The 19,373-nt window shown below is 38.2% G+C and carries 21 protein-coding genes; 18 read left to right on the top strand and 3 right to left on the bottom strand.

Going from position 1 to position 19,373, the window contains the following annotated elements:
• Positions 1-2: 2 nt before the first annotated feature.
• On the bottom strand, positions 3-446 hold the full coding sequence (locus NMM19_RS03175; RefSeq protein WP_254729945.1) for a DUF1694 domain-containing protein: 444 nt from the start codon (positions 444-446) through the stop codon (positions 3-5).
• A gap of 163 nt (positions 447-609) precedes the next feature.
• Between NMM19_RS03175 and eno the strand changes: the two genes are divergently transcribed.
• The 18 genes from eno to lacD all read left to right on the top strand — a co-directional run bounded on the left by eno (position 610) and on the right by lacD (position 17,410).
• On the top strand, positions 610-1,914 hold the full coding sequence (gene eno / locus NMM19_RS03180; RefSeq protein WP_006151137.1) for a surface-displayed alpha-enolase: 1,305 nt from the start codon (positions 610-612) through the stop codon (positions 1,912-1,914).
• A 177-nt stretch (positions 1,915-2,091) separates the two neighbouring features.
• On the top strand, positions 2,092-3,432 hold the full coding sequence (gene xseA / locus NMM19_RS03185) for an exodeoxyribonuclease VII large subunit (protein ID WP_254729947.1): 1,341 nt from the start codon (positions 2,092-2,094) through the stop codon (positions 3,430-3,432).
• Positions 3,410-3,622: an exodeoxyribonuclease VII small subunit gene (locus NMM19_RS03190; protein WP_214261855.1), complete on the top strand. Its 213-nt coding sequence runs from the start codon at positions 3,410-3,412 to the stop codon at positions 3,620-3,622. Before xseA ends, NMM19_RS03190 begins: the two co-directional genes overlap by 23 nt.
• Positions 3,619-4,494, top strand: a complete 876-nt coding sequence (locus tag NMM19_RS03195) for a polyprenyl synthetase family protein (protein ID WP_254729949.1) — start codon at positions 3,619-3,621, stop codon at positions 4,492-4,494. The genes NMM19_RS03190 and NMM19_RS03195 overlap by 4 nt, the downstream gene beginning before the upstream one ends.
• The gene (locus NMM19_RS03200) at positions 4,487-5,302 is read left to right on the top strand and encodes a TlyA family RNA methyltransferase (RefSeq protein WP_254729951.1); all 816 of its coding nucleotides are present in this window, start codon (positions 4,487-4,489) and stop codon (positions 5,300-5,302) included. Before NMM19_RS03195 ends, NMM19_RS03200 begins: the two co-directional genes overlap by 8 nt.
• Complete coding sequence (locus tag NMM19_RS03205) at positions 5,295-5,726, top strand: arginine repressor (protein WP_254729953.1); 432 nt, start codon at positions 5,295-5,297, stop codon at positions 5,724-5,726. The genes NMM19_RS03200 and NMM19_RS03205 overlap by 8 nt, the downstream gene beginning before the upstream one ends.
• A 6-nt stretch (positions 5,727-5,732) precedes the next feature.
• Positions 5,733-7,400, top strand: a complete 1,668-nt coding sequence (gene recN, locus NMM19_RS03210; RefSeq protein ID WP_254729955.1) for a DNA repair protein RecN — start codon at positions 5,733-5,735, stop codon at positions 7,398-7,400.
• Positions 7,401-8,129 (top strand): metallophosphoesterase family protein, encoded by a 729-nt coding sequence (locus NMM19_RS03215; protein WP_254729957.1) that lies wholly within the window; start codon positions 7,401-7,403, stop codon positions 8,127-8,129.
• 78 nt (positions 8,130-8,207) lie between these two features.
• Positions 8,208-10,031: a translation elongation factor 4 gene (lepA, locus tag NMM19_RS03220; protein WP_254729959.1), complete on the top strand. Its 1,824-nt coding sequence runs from the start codon at positions 8,208-8,210 to the stop codon at positions 10,029-10,031.
• A 90-nt stretch (positions 10,032-10,121) separates the two neighbouring features.
• On the top strand, positions 10,122-10,733 hold the full coding sequence (locus tag NMM19_RS03225; RefSeq protein WP_254729961.1) for a hypothetical protein: 612 nt from the start codon (positions 10,122-10,124) through the stop codon (positions 10,731-10,733).
• 187 nt (positions 10,734-10,920) lie between these two features.
• The gene (locus NMM19_RS03230) at positions 10,921-11,397 is read left to right on the top strand and encodes a PTS sugar transporter subunit IIA (protein ID WP_254729963.1); all 477 of its coding nucleotides are present in this window, start codon (positions 10,921-10,923) and stop codon (positions 11,395-11,397) included.
• A 41-nt stretch (positions 11,398-11,438) separates the two neighbouring features.
• Positions 11,439-11,744, top strand: a complete 306-nt coding sequence (locus NMM19_RS03235) for a PTS sugar transporter subunit IIB (RefSeq protein ID WP_178894967.1) — start codon at positions 11,439-11,441, stop codon at positions 11,742-11,744.
• 44 nt (positions 11,745-11,788) lie between these two features.
• The gene (locus tag NMM19_RS03240; protein WP_178894968.1) at positions 11,789-13,264 is read left to right on the top strand and encodes a PTS galactitol transporter subunit IIC; all 1,476 of its coding nucleotides are present in this window, start codon (positions 11,789-11,791) and stop codon (positions 13,262-13,264) included.
• Between the two features lie 95 nt (positions 13,265-13,359).
• Complete coding sequence (locus NMM19_RS03245) at positions 13,360-14,253, top strand: aldose 1-epimerase family protein (RefSeq protein ID WP_254729965.1); 894 nt, start codon at positions 13,360-13,362, stop codon at positions 14,251-14,253.
• A gap of 263 nt (positions 14,254-14,516) precedes the next feature.
• A complete protein-coding gene (lacA, locus tag NMM19_RS03250; RefSeq protein WP_006148584.1) occupies positions 14,517-14,942 on the top strand; it encodes a galactose-6-phosphate isomerase subunit LacA in 426 nt (141 codons plus the stop codon).
• Positions 14,943-14,972: 30 nt separating this feature from the next.
• A complete protein-coding gene (gene lacB / locus NMM19_RS03255) occupies positions 14,973-15,488 on the top strand; it encodes a galactose-6-phosphate isomerase subunit LacB (protein WP_001216925.1) in 516 nt (171 codons plus the stop codon).
• A 10-nt stretch (positions 15,489-15,498) separates the two neighbouring features.
• On the top strand, positions 15,499-16,428 hold the full coding sequence (locus tag NMM19_RS03260) for a tagatose-6-phosphate kinase (RefSeq protein WP_254729967.1): 930 nt from the start codon (positions 15,499-15,501) through the stop codon (positions 16,426-16,428).
• A 1-nt stretch (position 16,429) separates the two neighbouring features.
• On the top strand, positions 16,430-17,410 hold the full coding sequence (gene lacD, locus NMM19_RS03265; protein ID WP_254729969.1) for a tagatose-bisphosphate aldolase: 981 nt from the start codon (positions 16,430-16,432) through the stop codon (positions 17,408-17,410).
• A 48-nt stretch (positions 17,411-17,458) separates the two neighbouring features.
• On the opposite strand, the gene NMM19_RS03270 is transcribed toward lacD, so the two are convergent.
• Positions 17,459-18,226: a DeoR/GlpR family DNA-binding transcription regulator gene (locus tag NMM19_RS03270; protein ID WP_254729971.1), complete on the bottom strand. Its 768-nt coding sequence runs from the start codon at positions 18,224-18,226 to the stop codon at positions 17,459-17,461.
• A gap of 130 nt (positions 18,227-18,356) precedes the next feature.
• Positions 18,357-19,319, bottom strand: a complete 963-nt coding sequence (nrdF, locus tag NMM19_RS03275; protein ID WP_004253599.1) for a class 1b ribonucleoside-diphosphate reductase subunit beta — start codon at positions 19,317-19,319, stop codon at positions 18,357-18,359.
• Between the last annotated feature and the right edge of the window lie 54 nt (positions 19,320-19,373).

A 19,373-nucleotide genomic window follows, 5' to 3' on the forward strand; every position in this document is an offset into this window, starting at 1 on the left:
AGTTAACAAAACCATTTTTTCCAAAAAGAAGTAGGAGCTTTCGTCTCTTTCTCTTGCCATAAGTCAGAAAAGGCCTTTTTAAGGTCTTTTTCTTGGGTTTGAACAGGACTATCACTGTGTATGACCATGCCGAAAGGAGAAGAGTTATGATCTTCAGAAACGATAGTTGCTTGGCAATTGTCATCTTTGGCATGTTTTAGATAAAAGACTTGTTTGTCAAATTCAACTTGAGGAGAAATTTTGACAAATAGAGGTTCAGTTTCTTTCTTTAGGGTCTCTAGTATTGTTAAAAATGCCTTTTGAAATTTGTCATCATTCGCAGTAGCGAGTTCAGCGTAGCCAAGAACACGTTCTTCAAAGGTACCAAGAAAACGTCTTTGTTCGTCTGGATTTAACTTAAGTCCACCATTGGCTTTTTCTAATATTTTTTTTGATACATCAGTCATAAATATAGTATATCATAAAAGTCTATAGATAAGGCGGAAAAGAAAGCGATTACTTAATGAACTTAAGGAAAATTTGCACAAAGATAACGTTTTTTCTTGAAAAAGGTATCTTTTTGATGTATCATAGAGGTGTAAAATAATTTAACTCAAAGGAGAGTAAAAAATGTCAATTATTACTGATGTTTACGCTCGCGAAGTCCTAGACTCACGCGGTAACCCAACACTTGAAGTAGAAGTTTACACTGAATCAGGTGCTTTCGGACGTGGTATGGTTCCATCAGGAGCTTCTACTGGTGAACACGAAGCAGTTGAACTTCGCGACGGTGACAAATCTCGTTACGGTGGTCTTGGTACACAAAAAGCTGTTGACAACGTAAATAACATCATTGCTGAAGCTATTATCGGCTACGATGTACGTGACCAACAAGCTATCGACCGTGCTATGATCGCTCTTGACGGTACTCCTAATAAAGGTAAATTGGGTGCAAACGCAATCCTTGGTGTGTCTATCGCTGTAGCTCGTGCTGCTGCTGACTACCTTGAAATCCCACTTTACAGCTACCTTGGTGGATTCAACACTAAAGTTCTTCCAACTCCAATGATGAACATCATCAATGGTGGTTCTCACTCAGATGCTCCAATCGCTTTCCAAGAATTCATGATCGTACCTGCTGGTGCACCTACATTCAAAGAAGCTCTTCGTTGGGGTGCTGAAATCTTCCACGCTCTTAAGAAAATCCTTAAATCTCGTGGTCTTGAAACAGCTGTAGGTGACGAAGGTGGATTTGCTCCTCGTTTCGAAGGAACTGAAGATGGTGTTGAAACTATCCTTGCTGCTATCGAAGCTGCTGGTTATGTTCCAGGTAAAGACGTATTTATCGGATTTGACTGTGCTTCATCAGAATTCTACGATAAAGAACGTCAAGTATACGACTACACTAAATTCGAAGGTGAAGGAGCTGCTGTACGTACTGCTGCAGAACAAATCGACTACCTTGAAGAATTGGTAAACAAATACCCAATCATCACTATCGAAGATGGTATGGACGAAAACGACTGGGACGGTTGGAAAGCTCTTACTGAACGTCTTGGTGGTAAAGTTCAATTGGTTGGTGACGACTTCTTCGTAACAAACACTTCATACCTTGAAAAAGGTATCGCAGAAGGTGCTGCTAACTCAATCCTTATCAAAGTTAACCAAATCGGTACTCTTACTGAAACATTCGACGCTATCGAAATGGCGAAAGAAGCTGGTTACACTGCTGTTGTATCACACCGTTCAGGTGAAACTGAAGATTCAACAATCGCTGACATCGCAGTTGCAACAAACGCAGGACAAATCAAGACTGGTTCACTTTCACGTACTGACCGTATCGCTAAATACAACCAATTGCTTCGCATCGAAGATCAACTTGGTGAAGTAGCTGAATACCGTGGATTGAAATCATTCTACAACCTTAAAAAATAAAATAGTTCAGTGAACTAATTAAAGCCCTTGGAGTTTTCCAAGGGCTTTTGTATATTATAAGAGAAGGTTAAAAGAATTCAATTTCGTTTTCGTATTCTAGAGGTGAAAAAAGAGATTTTTAAACGGTTTTTTGGTATAATAATACCCAGGAAAAACTAGAGAAAGAAGGAGGTTGAGATGGAAAAGTATTTGTCGGTAACAACTTTGACCAAGTATTTGAAAATGAAATTCGATAAAGACCCATACTTGGAGAGGGTCTATTTAACTGGTCAGGTTTCTAACTTTCGAAAGCGTCCAACTCACCAATACTTTTCTCTAAAAGATGATCGTGCTGTTATACAAGCAACCATTTGGTCGGGTGTTTATCAGAAATTAGGTTTTGATTTGGAAGAAGGGATGAAGATCAATGTGATCGGTCGTGTCCAAGTCTATGAACCAAGTGGGAGCTACTCTATCATTATTGAAAAGGCAGAGCCTGATGGTGTAGGGGCTCTTGCGATTCAGTTCGAACAATTAAAAAAGAAATTATCAGAAGAAGGCCTTTTTCAAGAACGCTTTAAACAAGCAATCCCTCAGTTTGCAAAACGCATCGGGGTTGTGACTAGTCGTAGTGGTGCTGTTATACAGGATATTATTACTACCGTTAGCAGACGTTTTCCAGGGGTAGAGATTGTTTTATATCCTACCAAGGTTCAAGGCGAAGGGGCAGCAGAGGAGATTGCCCGTAACATTGCTAGAGCTAATGAACGAGAAGACTTGGATGTTCTTATCATTGGTCGAGGTGGTGGATCAATTGAAGATCTTTGGGCTTTTAACGAAGAGATTGTAGTGCGTTCTATCTTTGAATCGCGCCTTCCTATTATTTCAAGTGTTGGCCACGAAACAGATGTAACCTTATCAGACTTTGTGGCTGATAAGAGAGCCGCAACACCAACTGCTGCAGCAGAGTTAGCTACACCTGTGACTAAGTTAGATCTACTGACCTACCTTAAAAATCAAGAGAAACGAATGGCTACTGCTGTACAAAATACTTTATCAAAGAAAAAAGAATCCTTTAGAGGGCTTAGTCAATCAGTCCTCTTCAGGCAACCAGAGCGTTTATATGATGGATATCTGCAACGCTTGGATCAGTTACAACTTCGTCTCAAACAAAGTGTAAATTCAGAACTTATTAGACAGGAGCAAAGAGTATTAGAACTAGTTCATCGATTAGAGCAGTTATCACCAATCAATAAGGTTCATCGTTATCAGGACCGTCTACTCCAATTTGAAAAGTTACTTCGTAGTCAAATGGCAGTAGTTTATGATGCCAAGGTCGCCGAAGTCAAACGTTTGTCAGAAGCGCTACTCATGTTAGATACTAGTCGTATCGTAGCCAGAGGTTATGCGATTGTGAAAAAAGAGGATGCCGTAGTATCGTCAGCAAAAGATTTGAAAAAAACTGATCAAGTAACGTTATTGATGCGAGATGGTCAGGTAGAATTAGAGGTTAAAGATGTCAAAACAGAAGAAATTTGAGGAAAATTTAGCAGAACTTGAGACTATTGTTCAGAGCTTAGAAAATGGAGAAATTGCTTTAGAAGATGCCATTGCAGCTTTTCAAAAAGGGATGATCTTATCAAAGGAATTGCAGGCAACACTTGATAAAGCAGAAAAGACCTTAGTTAAAGTCATGCAAGAAGATGGAACAGAGAGCGAACTCGTATGAACAAGCAAGAAAAACTAGACTTGGTTGAGTCAGCGCTTGAGGAGTTTTATGGTAAGCAACAAATAGCTTCAAATCTAAGAGAAGCGGTTCTATATTCCATTCATGCTGGTGGCAAGCGGATTCGTCCTTATCTTCTCTTAGAAGTTTTGGACTCTTTGCAGGTGCCAATCACACTAGCTCATGCTCAGGTTGCAGCAGCGCTTGAGATGATTCACACAGGTAGTTTGATTCATGATGATTTACCTGCTATGGATAATGATGATTATCGTCGAGGGCGGTTGACTAATCATAAAGTATATGGAGAGGATTTAGCTATCTTGGCAGGTGATGCTCTCTTTCTAGACCCGTATGCTCTCATAGCTCTGTCAGACTTACCAAACGAAATTAAGGTAGATTTAATAGCTTCTTTGTCCCTTTCTTCTGGAAGTATGGGGATGGTCGCTGGCCAAGTTTTGGATATGGAAGGTGAAGGTAAACATTTAAATCTAGAAGAACTTCAGACTATCCATGCTAATAAGACTGGTAAACTATTAGCCTTTCCTTTTCAAGCGGCTGGAATCATTGCTGGATTGGATACAACTATTCAGATAGCTCTTAAAACAGTTGGAGAGCTGATTGGACTTGCTTTTCAAGTGAGGGATGATATCCTTGATGTTACTGCTAGTTTTGAGGAAATTGGTAAAACACCACAAAAAGATTTGCAAGCTGAGAAATCAACCTATCCTGCATTGTTAGGATTGGATGAGGCGAAAGTTTTTTGTAACCGAACTTTGGATCAGGCAAATGAAAAATTAGACGAGATTAGTCAATTAGTAGACTTTGATAAAGAACCAATTGTAAAAATAGTAGAAAGTTTGAGAATCAATGCCTAAAGAAAGAGTAGATGTACTTGCCTACAAGCAAGGTTTATTTGAAACAAGAGAACAGGCTAAGCGGGGCGTAATGGCTGGATTAGTAATTGCAGTTCTAAATGGTGAGCGTTTTGATAAACCAGGAGAAAAAATTCCTGATGATACTGAATTAAAACTCAAGGGTGAGAAACTAAAGTATGTTAGCCGAGGTGGATTGAAACTTGAGAAAGCCTTAGAAAAATTTGACATATCAGTTGAAGGCAAAACGACCATTGACATCGGCGCTTCAACAGGAGGTTTTACGGATGTCATGCTTCAAAACGGGGCTAAATTAGTTTATGCCGTTGATGTCGGGACCAATCAGCTTGCTTGGAAATTACGCCAAGATTCACGTGTTATCAGCATGGAACAATTTAACTTTCGTTATGCTGAAAAAAATGACTTTGAAGAAGAACCATCTTTTGCAAGTATCGATGTGAGTTTTATTTCTTTGAGTCTCATTTTACCAGCTCTACATAGAGTTTTGGCAGACCAAGGACAAGTTGTTGCACTTATAAAACCACAGTTTGAAGCAGGGCGAGAACAGATTGGTAAAAATGGAATTATCAGAGATGCTAAAGTTCACCAAAATGTTTTAGAATCAGTTACTAAAATGGCAGTTGATGAAGGATTCTCAGTCTTAGGATTGGATTTCTCTCCTATTCAAGGTGGACACGGAAACATTGAGTTTCTTGCTTATTTACGTAAAGAAGAACCAGCAAGCAATCAAGTAGTTTCTGAAATAGAACAAGTAGTAGAAAAAGCACATAGAGAGTTTAAAGATGAATAAAAAAGAAAGACTTGAAAAGATTAGAAGATTTGTGACTGATTATCAAATCGGAACACAAGAAGAAATCGTTGAACACTTGAGAGAAGCAGGGATCTCTGCCACTCAAGCAACTGTTTCACGTGATATCAAAGAATTAGGGATTGTAAAAATTCCTTTGAAAGACAATACATATGTCTATGAATTACCAAAGTCAGTAGTTAAAAGTTTACAGTTAGCTGAGAACAATATTGAAAGTTTTGAGAGAATGGGAAATCTCATCAATTTGGATGTCATTCCTGGAAATTCAATTTTCGTTAAAAGTCAATTAATCCAAACATTTTCAGATAAGATTTTTAGCTGTTTAGCAGATGATAATTCAATATTAATTGTGGCGCGAACTGAAGAAGCAGCTGTAAAGATTGTTGAGCAAGTTAAAAAGTGGTAGGACCTTATGTTACTTGAAATTTCAATTAAAAACTTTGCCATCATTGAGGCTATTTCACTTAATTTTGAGAAGGGAATGACAGTTCTGACTGGGGAAACCGGTGCTGGGAAGTCTATCATCATCGATGCTATGAATATGATGCTGGGAGCCAGAGCTACAACGGACGTTATCCGTCATGGCGCATCCAAAGCAGAAATTGAAGGTCTTTTCTCGGTTGAAAACAGTCGTGCTTTACAAGAGCTTTTTGATGAGCAAGGAATCGAGTTAGGCGATGAAATCATCATCCGTCGTGAAATTTTACAAAACGGGCGTAGTGTTAGTCGTGTCAATGGACAGATGGTTAATCTATCTGTTCTTCGCTCAATAGGACAGTACCTTGTTGATATCCATGGCCAACATGATCAAGAAGAGTTAATGCGTCCCCAATTACATATTCAGATGCTGGATGGGTTTGGTGATGCAGATTTTCTGGAACTGAAGCAGGCCTACCAGACAAACTTTGATGCTTATCGTAAAATGCGCAAGCAACTTCTTGAGATTAAGAAAAATCAAGAAGAGCACAAGGCTCGTATTGAGATGTTGGAATTTCAGATGGCAGAGATTGAATCTGCAGCCTTACAGCCAGGTGAAGACATCAAACTCAATCAAGAACGCGATAAACTTCTCAATCATAAAAATATTGCCGATACGCTGATGAATGCTTATACCATGCTTGATAATGAAGAATTTTCAAGTCTAGCTAACGTGCGTTCAGCTATGAATGATATGGAAAGTTTAGAAGAGTATGATGTAGAATATCGTGAAATTTCTACTTCCTTATCTGAATCTTATTATGTTCTAGAAGATGTTACCAAACGTTTAGAGGATATTATTGAAGATCTTGATTTCGACGGTAATCATCTAATGCAGATTGAAAGCCGTTTGGATCTCATTCACGCCATTACACGTAAGTATGGTGGGAATGTTGACGATGTCTTGTTGTACTTTGCTAAAATCACAGAAGAATACAATCTTCTGACTGGTAATAATTTATCTTCAGATGATATGGAAGCAGAACTTAAAAAGTTGGAAGTAAGTCTTGTTGACTTAGCAAGTCAGCTAGCATCTGCTCGCCACAACCTAGCCCAACGATTAGAGATTGAAATTCAGCAAGAACTAAAAGACCTCTATATGGAGAAAGCTCAGTTTCAGGTTCAGTTTACTAAAGGAAAATTCAGTCGTGAAGGAAATGAAAGTGTTGAATTTTACATCTCCACCAACCCTGGAGAAGACTTTAAACCATTGGTTAAAGTAGCGTCTGGTGGAGAGTTATCTCGTCTCATGTTGGCTATTAAGTCTGCCTTTTCTCGTAAGGAAGGTAAGACGAGCATTGTATTTGATGAGGTGGATACAGGAGTTTCAGGTCGCGTAGCTCAGGCAATCGCACAGAAAATTCATAAAATTGGTCAGCACGGCCAAGTATTAGCTATATCTCATCTTCCTCAAGTCATTGCGATCGCAGATTATCAGTTCTTTATTGAAAAGATTAGCAATGAGCATTCAACCGTTTCAATAGTTCGCATGTTGACAGTTGAAGAAAGGGTGGAAGAAGTTGCTAAAATGTTGGCTGGTGAGAATGTGACTGAAGCAGCACTTAGTCAAGCGAGAGAATTGTTGCAAAGTAAGGAGAAATAAATGACAGACTATTATGTAATTGGAGATGTCCATGGAAAAGCAGGTATGCTCGAGGACCTTCTAAAAACATGGGATGGTAAGACTCAATTACTCTTTCTAGGGGATTTGATTGACCGTGGTGAAGACAGTCGCCGTGTTCTAGAAATGGTTAAGGACTTGGTCGACAATCATGGAGCTATCTGTCTATCAGGAAACCATGAGTATATGTTTCTGACTTGGCTCGATAATCCTGAAGAAAGCTATGACCACTATCGTCGTAATGGTGGAGATACAACTATAAATTCTATTTTGGGGCGCCCACTGGATGCGCCAGTAGATGGAGTAGCAGATGCTAAGCGTGTTGAAACGGAAGCAGCTGACTTAGTGGAGTTTATCCGTCAAATGCCTTTTGTGATTGAAACGGATAAGTATATCTTTGTTCATGCTGGAATTGATTTAAGTTTGGATGATTGGCATGAAACGACTGATTACAAGAAAGTCTGGCTCAGAAAACCATTCCACGAAGCAGCTAATCATACAGGGAAAACAATTGTCTTTGGACATACACCAGTCTATGGACTTTTGGATCAAGAACCAGGAACTGCAGAACTTTGGATGACAGAAGACGGTAAGATTGGAATGGATGGAGGAGCTGTTTACGGCGGTGTCCTTCACGGTATTGTCTTTACTGACCAAGGTATGACTGAACGCTATTTCATCGAAAATGACGGCTTTGTCGCCGAAGATTAGTACTCCTAGCAGGGTATGGTCTTGTCAAAATATTAAAAACATTTTATAATTAATAGATACCCTGAAAGGAAGAGAATCATGAACGTAGAAGAATTGAAAAAACGACAGGAGAAGATTCGAAACTTCTCTATTATTGCTCATATTGACCACGGGAAATCAACGCTAGCAGACCGTATTTTAGAAAAGACAGAAACAGTTTCTAGCCGTGAAATGCAAGCTCAACTTCTGGATAGTATGGACCTTGAACGTGAACGTGGGATTACCATTAAACTCAATGCCATCGAGCTGAATTATACTGCAAAAGATGGCGAGACATATATTTTCCACTTGATTGATACACCAGGACACGTGGACTTCACTTATGAGGTATCACGTTCTCTTGCCGCTTGTGAGGGAGCCATTTTGGTTGTCGATGCCGCCCAAGGAATTGAGGCTCAAACTCTGGCAAACGTCTATCTTGCTTTGGATAATGATTTGGAAATTCTTCCAGTTATCAATAAGATTGACTTACCTGCTGCAGATCCGGAGCGCGTGCGTACAGAAATCGAAGATGTCATTGGTCTGGATGCTAGCGAAGCAGTCTTAGCTTCAGCAAAAGCTGGTATCGGTATCGAAGATATTTTAGAGCAAATTGTCGAAAAAGTCCCTGCCCCAACAGGAGACGTGTCAGCACCATTGAAAGCCTTGATTTTCGACTCAGTTTATGATGCCTATCGTGGAGTTATCCTCCAGGTTCGTGTTATGGACGGGGTTGTCAAACCAGGTGATAAGATTCAGCTTATGAGCAATGGTAAAACCTTTGATGTTACCGAAGTGGGAATATTCACACCTAAAGCTGTAGGACGTGATTTCCTAGCAACAGGTGATGTTGGATATATTGCAGCATCTATTAAGACTGTTCAGGATACTCGTGTCGGTGATACAGTAACCTTGGCGACAAACCCTGCATCAGAGCCACTATCTGGATACAAGCAGATGAATCCGATGGTCTTCGCAGGTCTCTATCCAATCGAGTCAAATAAATACAATGACCTTCGTGAAGCTCTTGAAAAATTGCAACTAAATGATGCTAGTTTGCAGTTTGAACCAGAAACATCCCAGGCTCTTGGATTTGGTTTCCGTTGTGGATTCTTAGGTCTCCTTCATATGGATGTTATTCAGGAACGCTTGGAGCGTGAGTTTAACATCGATCTTATCATGACTGCACCATCTGTTATCTACAAGGTAAATCAGACTGATGGCGAGTCTATGGATGTGTCTAACCCATCTGAGTTTCCCGACCCAACCAAAATTGCGACTATTGAAGAGCCATATGTTAAGGCACAAATCATGGTACCACAAGAGTTTGTTGGAGCAGTTATGGAGCTTGCTCAGCGCAAACGTGGTGACTTTGTGACCATGGATTATATTGATGATAATCGTGTCAATGTTATCTATCAAATTCCACTAGCTGAGATTGTCTTTGACTTCTTTGATAAACTTAAGTCTTCGACACGTGGTTATGCAAGCTTTGACTACGAATTGTCAGAGTACCGCCCATCTAAACTGGTCAAAATGGATATCCTTCTCAATGGAGACAAGGTCGATGCCCTCAGCTTTATCGTTCACAAAGATTTTGCTTATGAACGTGGGAAACTTATCGTAGATAAACTTAAGAAAATCATTCCTCGTCAACAATTTGAAGTGCCTATTCAAGCTGCAATTGGACACAAGATTGTAGCTCGTACAGATATCAAAGCTCTTCGTAAGAATGTTCTTGCCAAGTGTTATGGAGGTGATGTTTCTCGTAAACGTAAACTTCTTGAAAAACAAAAAGCTGGTAAAAAGCGTATGAAAGCTATTGGATCAGTAGAAGTTCCTCAAGAAGCCTTCCTAAGTGTCTTGAGTATGGATGAAGAATAATTAATTTCTATTATTATTTAGAATGAATTACAGTTATCTTTTGACACTTTTATTTACATTCATTAAAATAGGGGTGAAAGGAGAAGGATTATGAAAAAAATCATCAGCTTATCTACGCTTTTAGTGTGTTGCTTAACTCTTGTTGCTTGTAATACTTCAAAAGCTAAGAAAGAAGCAACCTCAGATACAACAACAGTCCAGGAAACTACCACAGCACAAGAAACAACAACTGTAGCCGAATCAACGATTAAAGATACCCAGGTAATCGGGTCAGATGCTTATGGCTACGTAAAAGTGCCAAAATCATGGATACATTTTACAGAAGTTGAGGGTGGTGATGATATTCAGTACTGTGATGGAACGGACATCAATATCGTAACCCTAAATACTTTTAAACCAGAGCACCTTGGTGTTAGTGAAAGTGAATATGCTACTCTTGATGCTGTTCAAGTTTCTACTAGCGTTTATCAAACTAAACAACAAAGCAAGGATTTCTCTAAAGTTTGGGGATCTAAGTCAAAAATTGGTGGTTATGACGCCTATGTCGTAAACTGTATTGCTAAAAATGGTAAATATCTAGTGATCTGGGTCTTTAAATCAGACGATGGTAAGTTTAGATACGTTTCTCTAGAAGGAACACCTGAAGTGTTAAAGGATATGCTTCCATTGATTGAACAAAGTTGGACTACGAAAAAAGATTAATAAATAAGAAAACAGGATGTATATCCTGTTTTTTTCTATCTTTTTTCAAAACTATTTGAAATTATTTGTTGTTTAAAATCAAACAAAAAAAAATAAAAATCAAACAAAATACAACAAAAAATATTGACAACGGTTTCATATAGTGTTATACTTGTGTCATAAAAGTTAAATATGAAGGGAGTAGGTCATGGGATTAGATCATTTCTTCAGCAAAGACTTAGTTTTTTGTCTAGAAGCAGATAATCAAGAGCAACTATTTGATCAAGTTGCAACCCTATTGGAAGAAAAGAAAGTTGTTACGGATACCTATCGATCGGCATTGATTGAACGTGAAAAAATGTTTCCAACCGGTTTAGATATGGAATTTCTAGGGAAGGACTTGCCAAATGTAGCAATCCCTCACACTGATACGATTCATAATTTAACTGAAAATGTTGTTGTGGTTCGCTTAGCAAAACCAGTAACATTCCACAATATGATTGCTCCTGACAAGAAAGTAGAAGTATCATTACTCTTCTTTATCATCAATAATTCAAGTTCAAGTCAAACAAACATTCTTGCTCAATTGATGGACTTCTTTACAGGTAATGGTCATCTAGAAGCACTTTCTAAGATTACAGAACCAGAAGCCTTGTTCCAGTATATCTCAGAAGCAACTGCTTAAATTCATTAATAAATAGTAAATATAAAACGGAGGAAATCCAAATGATTAAAATTCTTGCTGCTTGTGGTGCAGGTGTTAACTCAAGCCACCAAATTAAAAGTGCTCTAGAAGAAGAGCTTTCAAGTCGTGGATACGATGTACAGTGTGACGCAGTTATGGTAAAAGATGTCAATGAAGACTTGATTAAAAGTTATGATATCTTCACACCAATCGCTGCAACTGACTTAGGTTTTGACCCTGGTATCCCAGTAGTTGAAGCTGGACCAATCTTGTTCCGTATTCCAGCAATGAGCGCTCCAGTTTATGACAATATTGAAGCAGCAATCAAAGAACACGGATTAAGTTAATTATTATTTTGTAATTTTCCATAAAAATAAAGGGAGGAAAAATTATGGATTTCATTATCAATTTAGCCAACGATATCTTTAAACCTATCTTGGCTATGGGTGGCCCTATCATCATGCTGATCATTTTGACAGTATTGGCCTTGCTTTTCGGAGTTAAATTCTCCAAAGCACTTGAAGGTGGTATCAAACTTGCCATCGCACTTACTGGTATCGGTGCTATCATCGGAATGCTTAACGGAGCTTTCTCAGCTTCTCTTGCAAAATTCGTTGAAAATACTGGTATTCAATTGAACATTACCGACGTTGGTTGGGCACCACTTGCTACAATCACTTGGGGTTCTGCTTGGACACTTTACTTCTTGCTCATCATGTTGATTGTCAACGTTGTGATGCTTGCAATGAAGAAAACTGATACACTTGACGTTGATATCTTCGATATCTGGCACTTGTCTATCACAGGTCTTTTGATTAAATGGTATGCAGACAACAATGGAGTTAGCCAAGGAGTTTCACTCTTCATCGCGACTGCAGCAGTTGTACTTGTTGGAGTTCTTAAAATCATCAACTCTGACTTGATGAAACCAACATTTGATGACCTTCTTAATGCACCAAGTTCATCACCAATGACTTCAACTCACATGAACTACATGATGAACCCAGTTATCATGGTTTTGGATAAGATTTTTGATAAATTCTTCCCAGGTCTTGATAAATATGACTTTGACGCTGCGAAATTGAACAAACGAATCGGTTTCTGGGGATCTAAATTCTTCATCGGTTTCATTCTTGGTATCGTTATCGGTTTGATGGGAACTCCACATCCAGTTGCTGGAGTAGAAGATGCATCTTCATGGGAACTTGTTATTAAAGGCTGGTTGTCACTTGGTTTGACTGCCGGTGTCTGCTTGGAGCTCTTCTCACTTATCGGTTCATGGTTCATCGCAGCCGTAGAACCACTTTCACAAGGTATTACAAACGTTGCTACTAAACGTCTTCAAGGACGTAAATTCAACATCGGTCTTGACTGGCCATTTATCGCTGGTCGTGCTGAAATCTGGGCTTGTGCTAACGTACTTGCACCAATCATGTTGGTTGAAGCTGTGCTTCTTTCAAAAGTCGGAAATGGTATCTTGCCACTTGCTGGTATCATCGCTATGGGTGTGACTCCAGCTCTCTTGGTAGTTACTCGTGGTAAATTGCTCCGTATGATTATCTTCGGAACTCTCTTGTTGCCACTCTTCCTTCTTTCAGGTACACTTATCGCACCATTCGCAACTGAACTTGCTAAAGGTGTAGGTGCCTTCCCAGAAGGTGTGAGCCAAACTCAATTGATTACTCACTCAACTCTTGAAGGACCAATTGAAAAACTATTTGGTTGGGCAATTGGTAACGCTACAACTGGTGATATCAAAGCTATCCTTGGAGCAGTAGTATTCCTTGTATTCTACGTTGGTATCTTTGCATGGTACAGAAAACAAATGATTAAACGTAACGAAGAATACGCAGCAAACGCAAAATAATTTGCTCCTAAAAATGTAAATTGTAAAAACTAGGTTGTCAGTTTCCACTATGGAGCAGTCAGCCTAGTTTTTTTGAAAAAATGGAGGTATAAGTTGTGATTGAATTAAAATCAGATTATTTACAAGTAGAGTTTCAGAGTTTAGGAGGAGCGCTATCTTCTATAAAAGATAAAGATGGTGTAGAGTATTTATGGCAAGGAGATCCAGCTTATTGGAGTGGTCAAGCACCTGTTTTATTTCCAATTTGTGGATCAGTTAGAAATGATAGCGTAGTCTATGATAAAGAAGATGGTAGTCAAAAAGAAGGAAAAATTCCTCGACATGGCTTGGTAAGGAAAAAAGAATTTACATTAGTAGAACAAACAGAACATTCTGTGACTTTTGCTATTGAAGATGACGAAGAAATGTATGCAAATTACCCTTATCATTTTCGTTTAGAAATTATTTATACAGTGACTGGGAAAACCGTACGTACACAGTATAAAATATATAATAAAGAAGCTGAAAAATCGATGCCATACTTTATTGGTGGGCATCCTGGTTTTAACTGTCCCTTATTAGATGACGAGACATATGAAGACTACTATTTGGAATTTGAAAAGCCAGAGACTTGTTCAGTTCCAAAACCATTCCCAGAAACAGGAATGTTAGATTTCAAAGATAGAAGTCCTTGGTTAAATAATCAAAAAGAATTAGATTTAAATTATGACTTCTTTAGCTACGATGCTGTGACATTAGATGAGTTGGAATCTCGCAGTGTAGCTTTGCGTTCACGAAAACATGATAAAGGTTTGAAACTTCACTTTGAAGAATTTTCTAACTTAATCGTATGGTCAACTCTTAATAAAGGGCCTTTTATTGCCTTGGAACCATGGTCAGGTTTGTCTACTTCAATAGAAGAAGGAGATAGACTGGAAGATAAGAAAAATGTTAAAATTTTGAAACCTGGTCGTTTTGAACAACTTAGTTTCGATATCGAGATTTTATGAAAAAATAAACAAAAACAAACATAAATTGTTGACTTTTCCAACTAATAGTAGTATATTATGTTTATAAAGAACAATTTGTGTTTATTTTAACAAGATTAATGTTCTGGCTTTTCTCTGAAGAAAGCTTATTAAGAAACGAATAAGATATTTGTTCTTAATTTAAATTATTGTCAACAAAACTACTAGTAACTATTTGAGAAAAGTCTATTTTAGGCTAGAATCAGAAAGTTTTACTGGTCTATTATAAAAAAGGAGTATACAATATGGCTATTGTTATTGGTGCAGATGCTGCAGGTTTAAGATTGAAAGAAGTTGTAAAAGACTTCTTGGAAAAAGAAAACTTCCACGTAGTGGATGTTACAGCAGAAGGTCAAGACTTTGTTGATGTAACTCTAGCAGTTGCGGAAGAAGTCAAGAAAGAAGAACAAAACCTTGGTATCGTCATTGATGCTTATGGTGCAGGTCCGTTTATGGTTGCTACTAAAATCAAAGGAATGGTTGCTGCAGAAGTTTCTGATGAACGTTCAGCTTATATGACTCGCGGTCACAACAACTCACGTATGATTACTATGGGTGCTCAACTTGTTGGTGATGAATTAGCTAAAAACATTGCTAAAGGCTTTGTAAACGGTAAGTACGACGGCGGTCGTCACCAAATCCGTGTCGACATGTTGAACAAAATGTGCTAATTTTTATAACGAAAGAAAGGTAAGATAAAAATGAGAATTGCAATTGGATGTGACCACATCGTAACAAATGAAAAAATGGCTGTTTCAGAATTTTTGAAATCAAAAGGACATGAAGTTATCGACTTTGGTACTTATGACCACGCTCGTACCCACTATCCAATCTTTGGTAAAAAAGTTGGTGAAGCAGTAGTTAGTGGCCAAGCAGATCTTGGTGTATGTATCTGTGGTACTGGTGTAGGTATTAATAATGCTGTTAACAAGGTTCCTGGTGTTCGTTCTGCTTTGGTTCGCGATATGACAACAGCTCTATATGCAAAAGAACAATTGAATGCCAACGTAATCGGATTTGGTGGTAAAATCACTGGTGAATTGCTCATGTGTGATATCATTGAAGCTTTCATCAATGCTGAATACAAACCATCAGAAGAAAACAAAAAATTGATCGCTAAAATCCAACACGTTGAAACTCATAACGATCATCAAACTGATGCCAACTTCTTTACAGAGTTCCTTGAAAAATGGGATCGTGGTGAATACCACGACTAAGAGGTGACTTATGATTTTAACAGTCACAATGAACCCATCCATTGATATTTCCTATCCTTTGGATGAATTGAAAATTGACACTGTCAATCGTGTGGTGGATGTCACTAAAACGGCTGGTGGTAAAGGTCTTAACGTTACTCGTGTCCTATCAGAATTTGGTGACTCCGTAGTCGCAACAGGACTTGTCGGTGGAAAACTTGGTGAATTTTTAGTAGAAAAAATTGATGATAAAGTAAGCAAACGTTTCTTCTCAATCCAAGGAGAAACCCGTAACTGTATCGCAATTCTACATGGAGAAAACCAAACAGAAATCCTAGAAAAAGGTCCTGAAGTTCAAGAAAAAGAAGGTCAAGATTTCTTGGCTCATTTCAAAGAACTTTTAGAGACTGTAGAGGTAGTGGCCATTTCAGGTAGTCTACCTGCAGGACTTCCAGTTGATTACTATGCTAGTTTAGTTGAAATTGCGAATCATGCTGGGAAACCTGTTGTATTGGACTGTTCAGGCGCTGCACTTCAGGCAGTTCTTGATTCTCCACATAAACCAACGGTAATTAAACCAAATAATGAAGAATTGTCTCAACTTTTGGGAAGAGAAATTTCTAAAGATTTGGATGAATTAAAAGAAGTTCTTCGAGAACCTTTATTTGATGGAATTGAGTGGATTATCGTTTCTCTAGGTGCTAACGGTGCCTTTGCAAAACACGGGGATACTTTCTATAAAGTAGATATTCCAATAATTCAAGTAGTAAATCCAGTTGGTTCTGGTGATTCTACTGTAGCAGGTATTACATCAGGTCTTTTCCATAAAGAATCTGATCAAGAATTGTTGACTAAGGCGAATGTTCTTGGTATGCTAAATGCTCAAGAAAAAATGACTGGTCATGTCAATATGGCTAACTATCAAAATTTATTTGACCAATTAATTGTGAAAGAGGTATAAAATGACTTTAACAGAAAATAAACGTGCTTGTTTGAAAAAACTCTCAGATGAAAATGGAATCATCTCAGCTCTTGCTTTTGACCAACGTGGTGCTTTGAAACGTTTGATGGCTCAATACCAAACAGAAGAGCCTACAGTAGCTCAAATGGAAGAACTCAAAGTTTTGGTAGCAGATGAATTGACTAAATACGCTTCATCAATGCTTCTTGACCCTGAATATGGTCTTCCAGCTACAAAAGCACTTGCTCCAAATGCAGGTCTTCTCCTTGCTTATGAAAAAACAGGATATGACACAACAAGTACAAAACGTTTGCCAGACTGCTTGGATGTTTGGTCTGCAAAACGCATTAAAGAACAAGGTGCAGATGCTGTTAAGTTCTTGCTTTACTATGATGTAGATAGCTCTGACGAACTTAACCAACAAAAACAAGCCTACATCGAACGTATTGGTTCTGAGTGTGTAGCAGAAGACATTCCATTCTTTCTTGAAATCCTTGCTTACGATGAAAAGATTGCTGATGCAGGTTCTGCTGAATACGCTAAAGTAAAACCACACAAAGTTATTGGTGCTATGAAAGTCTTCTCAGACCCACGCTTTAACATTGATGTTTTGAAAGTGGAAGTTCCAGTTAACGTTAAATACGTTGAAGGTTTCGCTGAAGGCGAAGTTGTTCACACTCGTGAAGAAGCAGCAGCATTCTTCAAAGCACAAGATGAAGCAACAAATCTTCCTTACATCTACTTAAGTGCAGGTGTATCCGCTAAACTCTTCCAAGAAACACTTGTATTTGCCCACGAATCAGGCGCAAACTTCAACGGTGTTCTTTGTGGACGTGCAACATGGGCTGGATCAGTTGAAGCTTACATCAAAGATGGTGAAGCAGCGGCACGTGAATGGCTTCGTACAACTGGTTTTGAAAACATCGATGAACTTAATAAAGTACTTCAAAAAACAGCTACTTCATGGACAGAACGTGTGTAAATTTTATAAAAAATATAATAAAAAAAGTCTCACCATTGGTGAGACTTTTTAAGGTGTTGATTTAATAATTTTTGTTTGTTTGGATAAAGCTTTTAGGGTTTCATCGCTAAGTTTTGAATCGGAGATAATAGTATCGATATCTGCAATATTATAAAAAGTATAAAAATCAAACTTATCAAATTTACTATGGTCAGCAAGAAGAATCTTCTTATTAGCATTATTTAATGCTAGTTTTTGAACGTCACCTTCATCTTCACTAAAAGTAGCAATCGCATGATCTTTTATACCATTACAACTAACAAAAGCTTTAGAGAATTGAAGACTTTCGATATCTTGAAGCGTTAAGGTTCCGACAAAAGCACCAGTGATTTCTCGATAATTTCCACCAATCAAAATTAAATCAGTCAGTTTTCGTTCATTCAAGATAATGAAAACAGGAAGGCTATTTGTTACTACACGAATATTATCTATCGGAAGTTCACGCGCAAAGAACTCAAGAGTAGTACCTGGACCGATAAAAATCGTTTCTCTTTCTTCGACTAAATGACCAGCAAACTTTGCGATTTCTTGTTTTTCAGCAATCTGAAGACCTTGTTTTTCGATATTCGAGCGTTCATTTGCTAATAGAGAACCAGAACGAAGTTTTTCAGCGCCTCCATGCACTCGAACAAGTAGATCCTTGTCAGCTAACTCTTGAAGATAACGTCGAGCAGTCATATCAGAAATATCTAAACGATTCATTATTTCTTTGACTGTGATGGTTCCTCTTGTATTGACAATCTCTAAAATCACATCTAGTTTTTCTTGTTTTAGCATTGAATCACCCCCGTTTCCAATATCATTTTATCACATTTTAAACATCTAAGCAACTTAAATAAAACAAAAATAAACAAAAACAAAAAACATCTGTGTTTGTTTTTAACTCAGACGTTTTTATTTTTTTTAATTAGTCTAATCCGTAGTTATAATCATCGTCCTGCATAGCTTCAACTTCACCAAGTAGATATCCGTTACCAACTTGAGAGAAGAAGTCGTGGTTGGATGTACCAGTAGAGATCCCGTTCATAACGATTGGATTGACATCGTCAGCTGAGTCAGGGAAGAGCGGATCTTGTCCTAGGTTCATAAGAGCTTTATTGGCGTTGTAGCGAAGGAATGTTTTCACTTCTTCAGTCCAACCAACACCATCATAAAGGCTTTCTGTATAACCTTCCTCATTTTCATAAAGAGTGTAGAGCAGGTCGTACATCCAGTCTTTTAACTTTTCTTGCTCTTCTTCTGGTAATTCGTTGAATCCAAGCTGGAACTTGTATCCAATATAGGTTCCGTGTACAGACTCGTCACGAATGATGAGTTTGATGATTTCAGCAACGTTTGCCAACTTGTTATTTCCTAGATAGTAGAGTGGAGTAAAGAAACCAGAGTAGAAGAGGAAGGTTTCAAGGAATACACTAGCCACTTTCTTTTCAAGTGGTGTTCCGTTAAGGTAAATCTCATTGATGATTTGTGCCTTTTTCTGAAGATATGGGTTTGTATCAGTCCATTCAAAGATTTCTTCAATCTCAGTCTTGGTATTCAAGGTTGAGAAAATAGAAGAATAAGATTTAGCGTGGACAGATTCCATAAATTGAATGTTGTTAAACACAGCTTCCTCATGTGGTGTACGGATATCTGCACGTAACGCTTGAACCCCTGTTTCAGACTGCATGGTATCCAAAAGTGTCAAACCGCCAAAGACCTTTCCTACCAAGTCTTTTTCTTTATTTGATAACTTTCTCCAGTCATCTAAGTCATTAGATAAGGGAATACGTGTATCCAACCAAAATTGTTCAGTTAGTTTTTCCCATGTTGATTTATCGATGACATCTTCGATGGCATTCCAGTTAATGGCTTTGTAGTAAGTTTCCATTACAAATCTCTTTCTTTTGATTTAATTAAAATAGTGATGAATGTTCTAGCCTTA

This window comes from Streptococcus sp. CF8_St5-17 (assembly GCF_024295665.1).
Taxonomy (GTDB): domain Bacteria; phylum Bacillota; class Bacilli; order Lactobacillales; family Streptococcaceae; genus Streptococcus.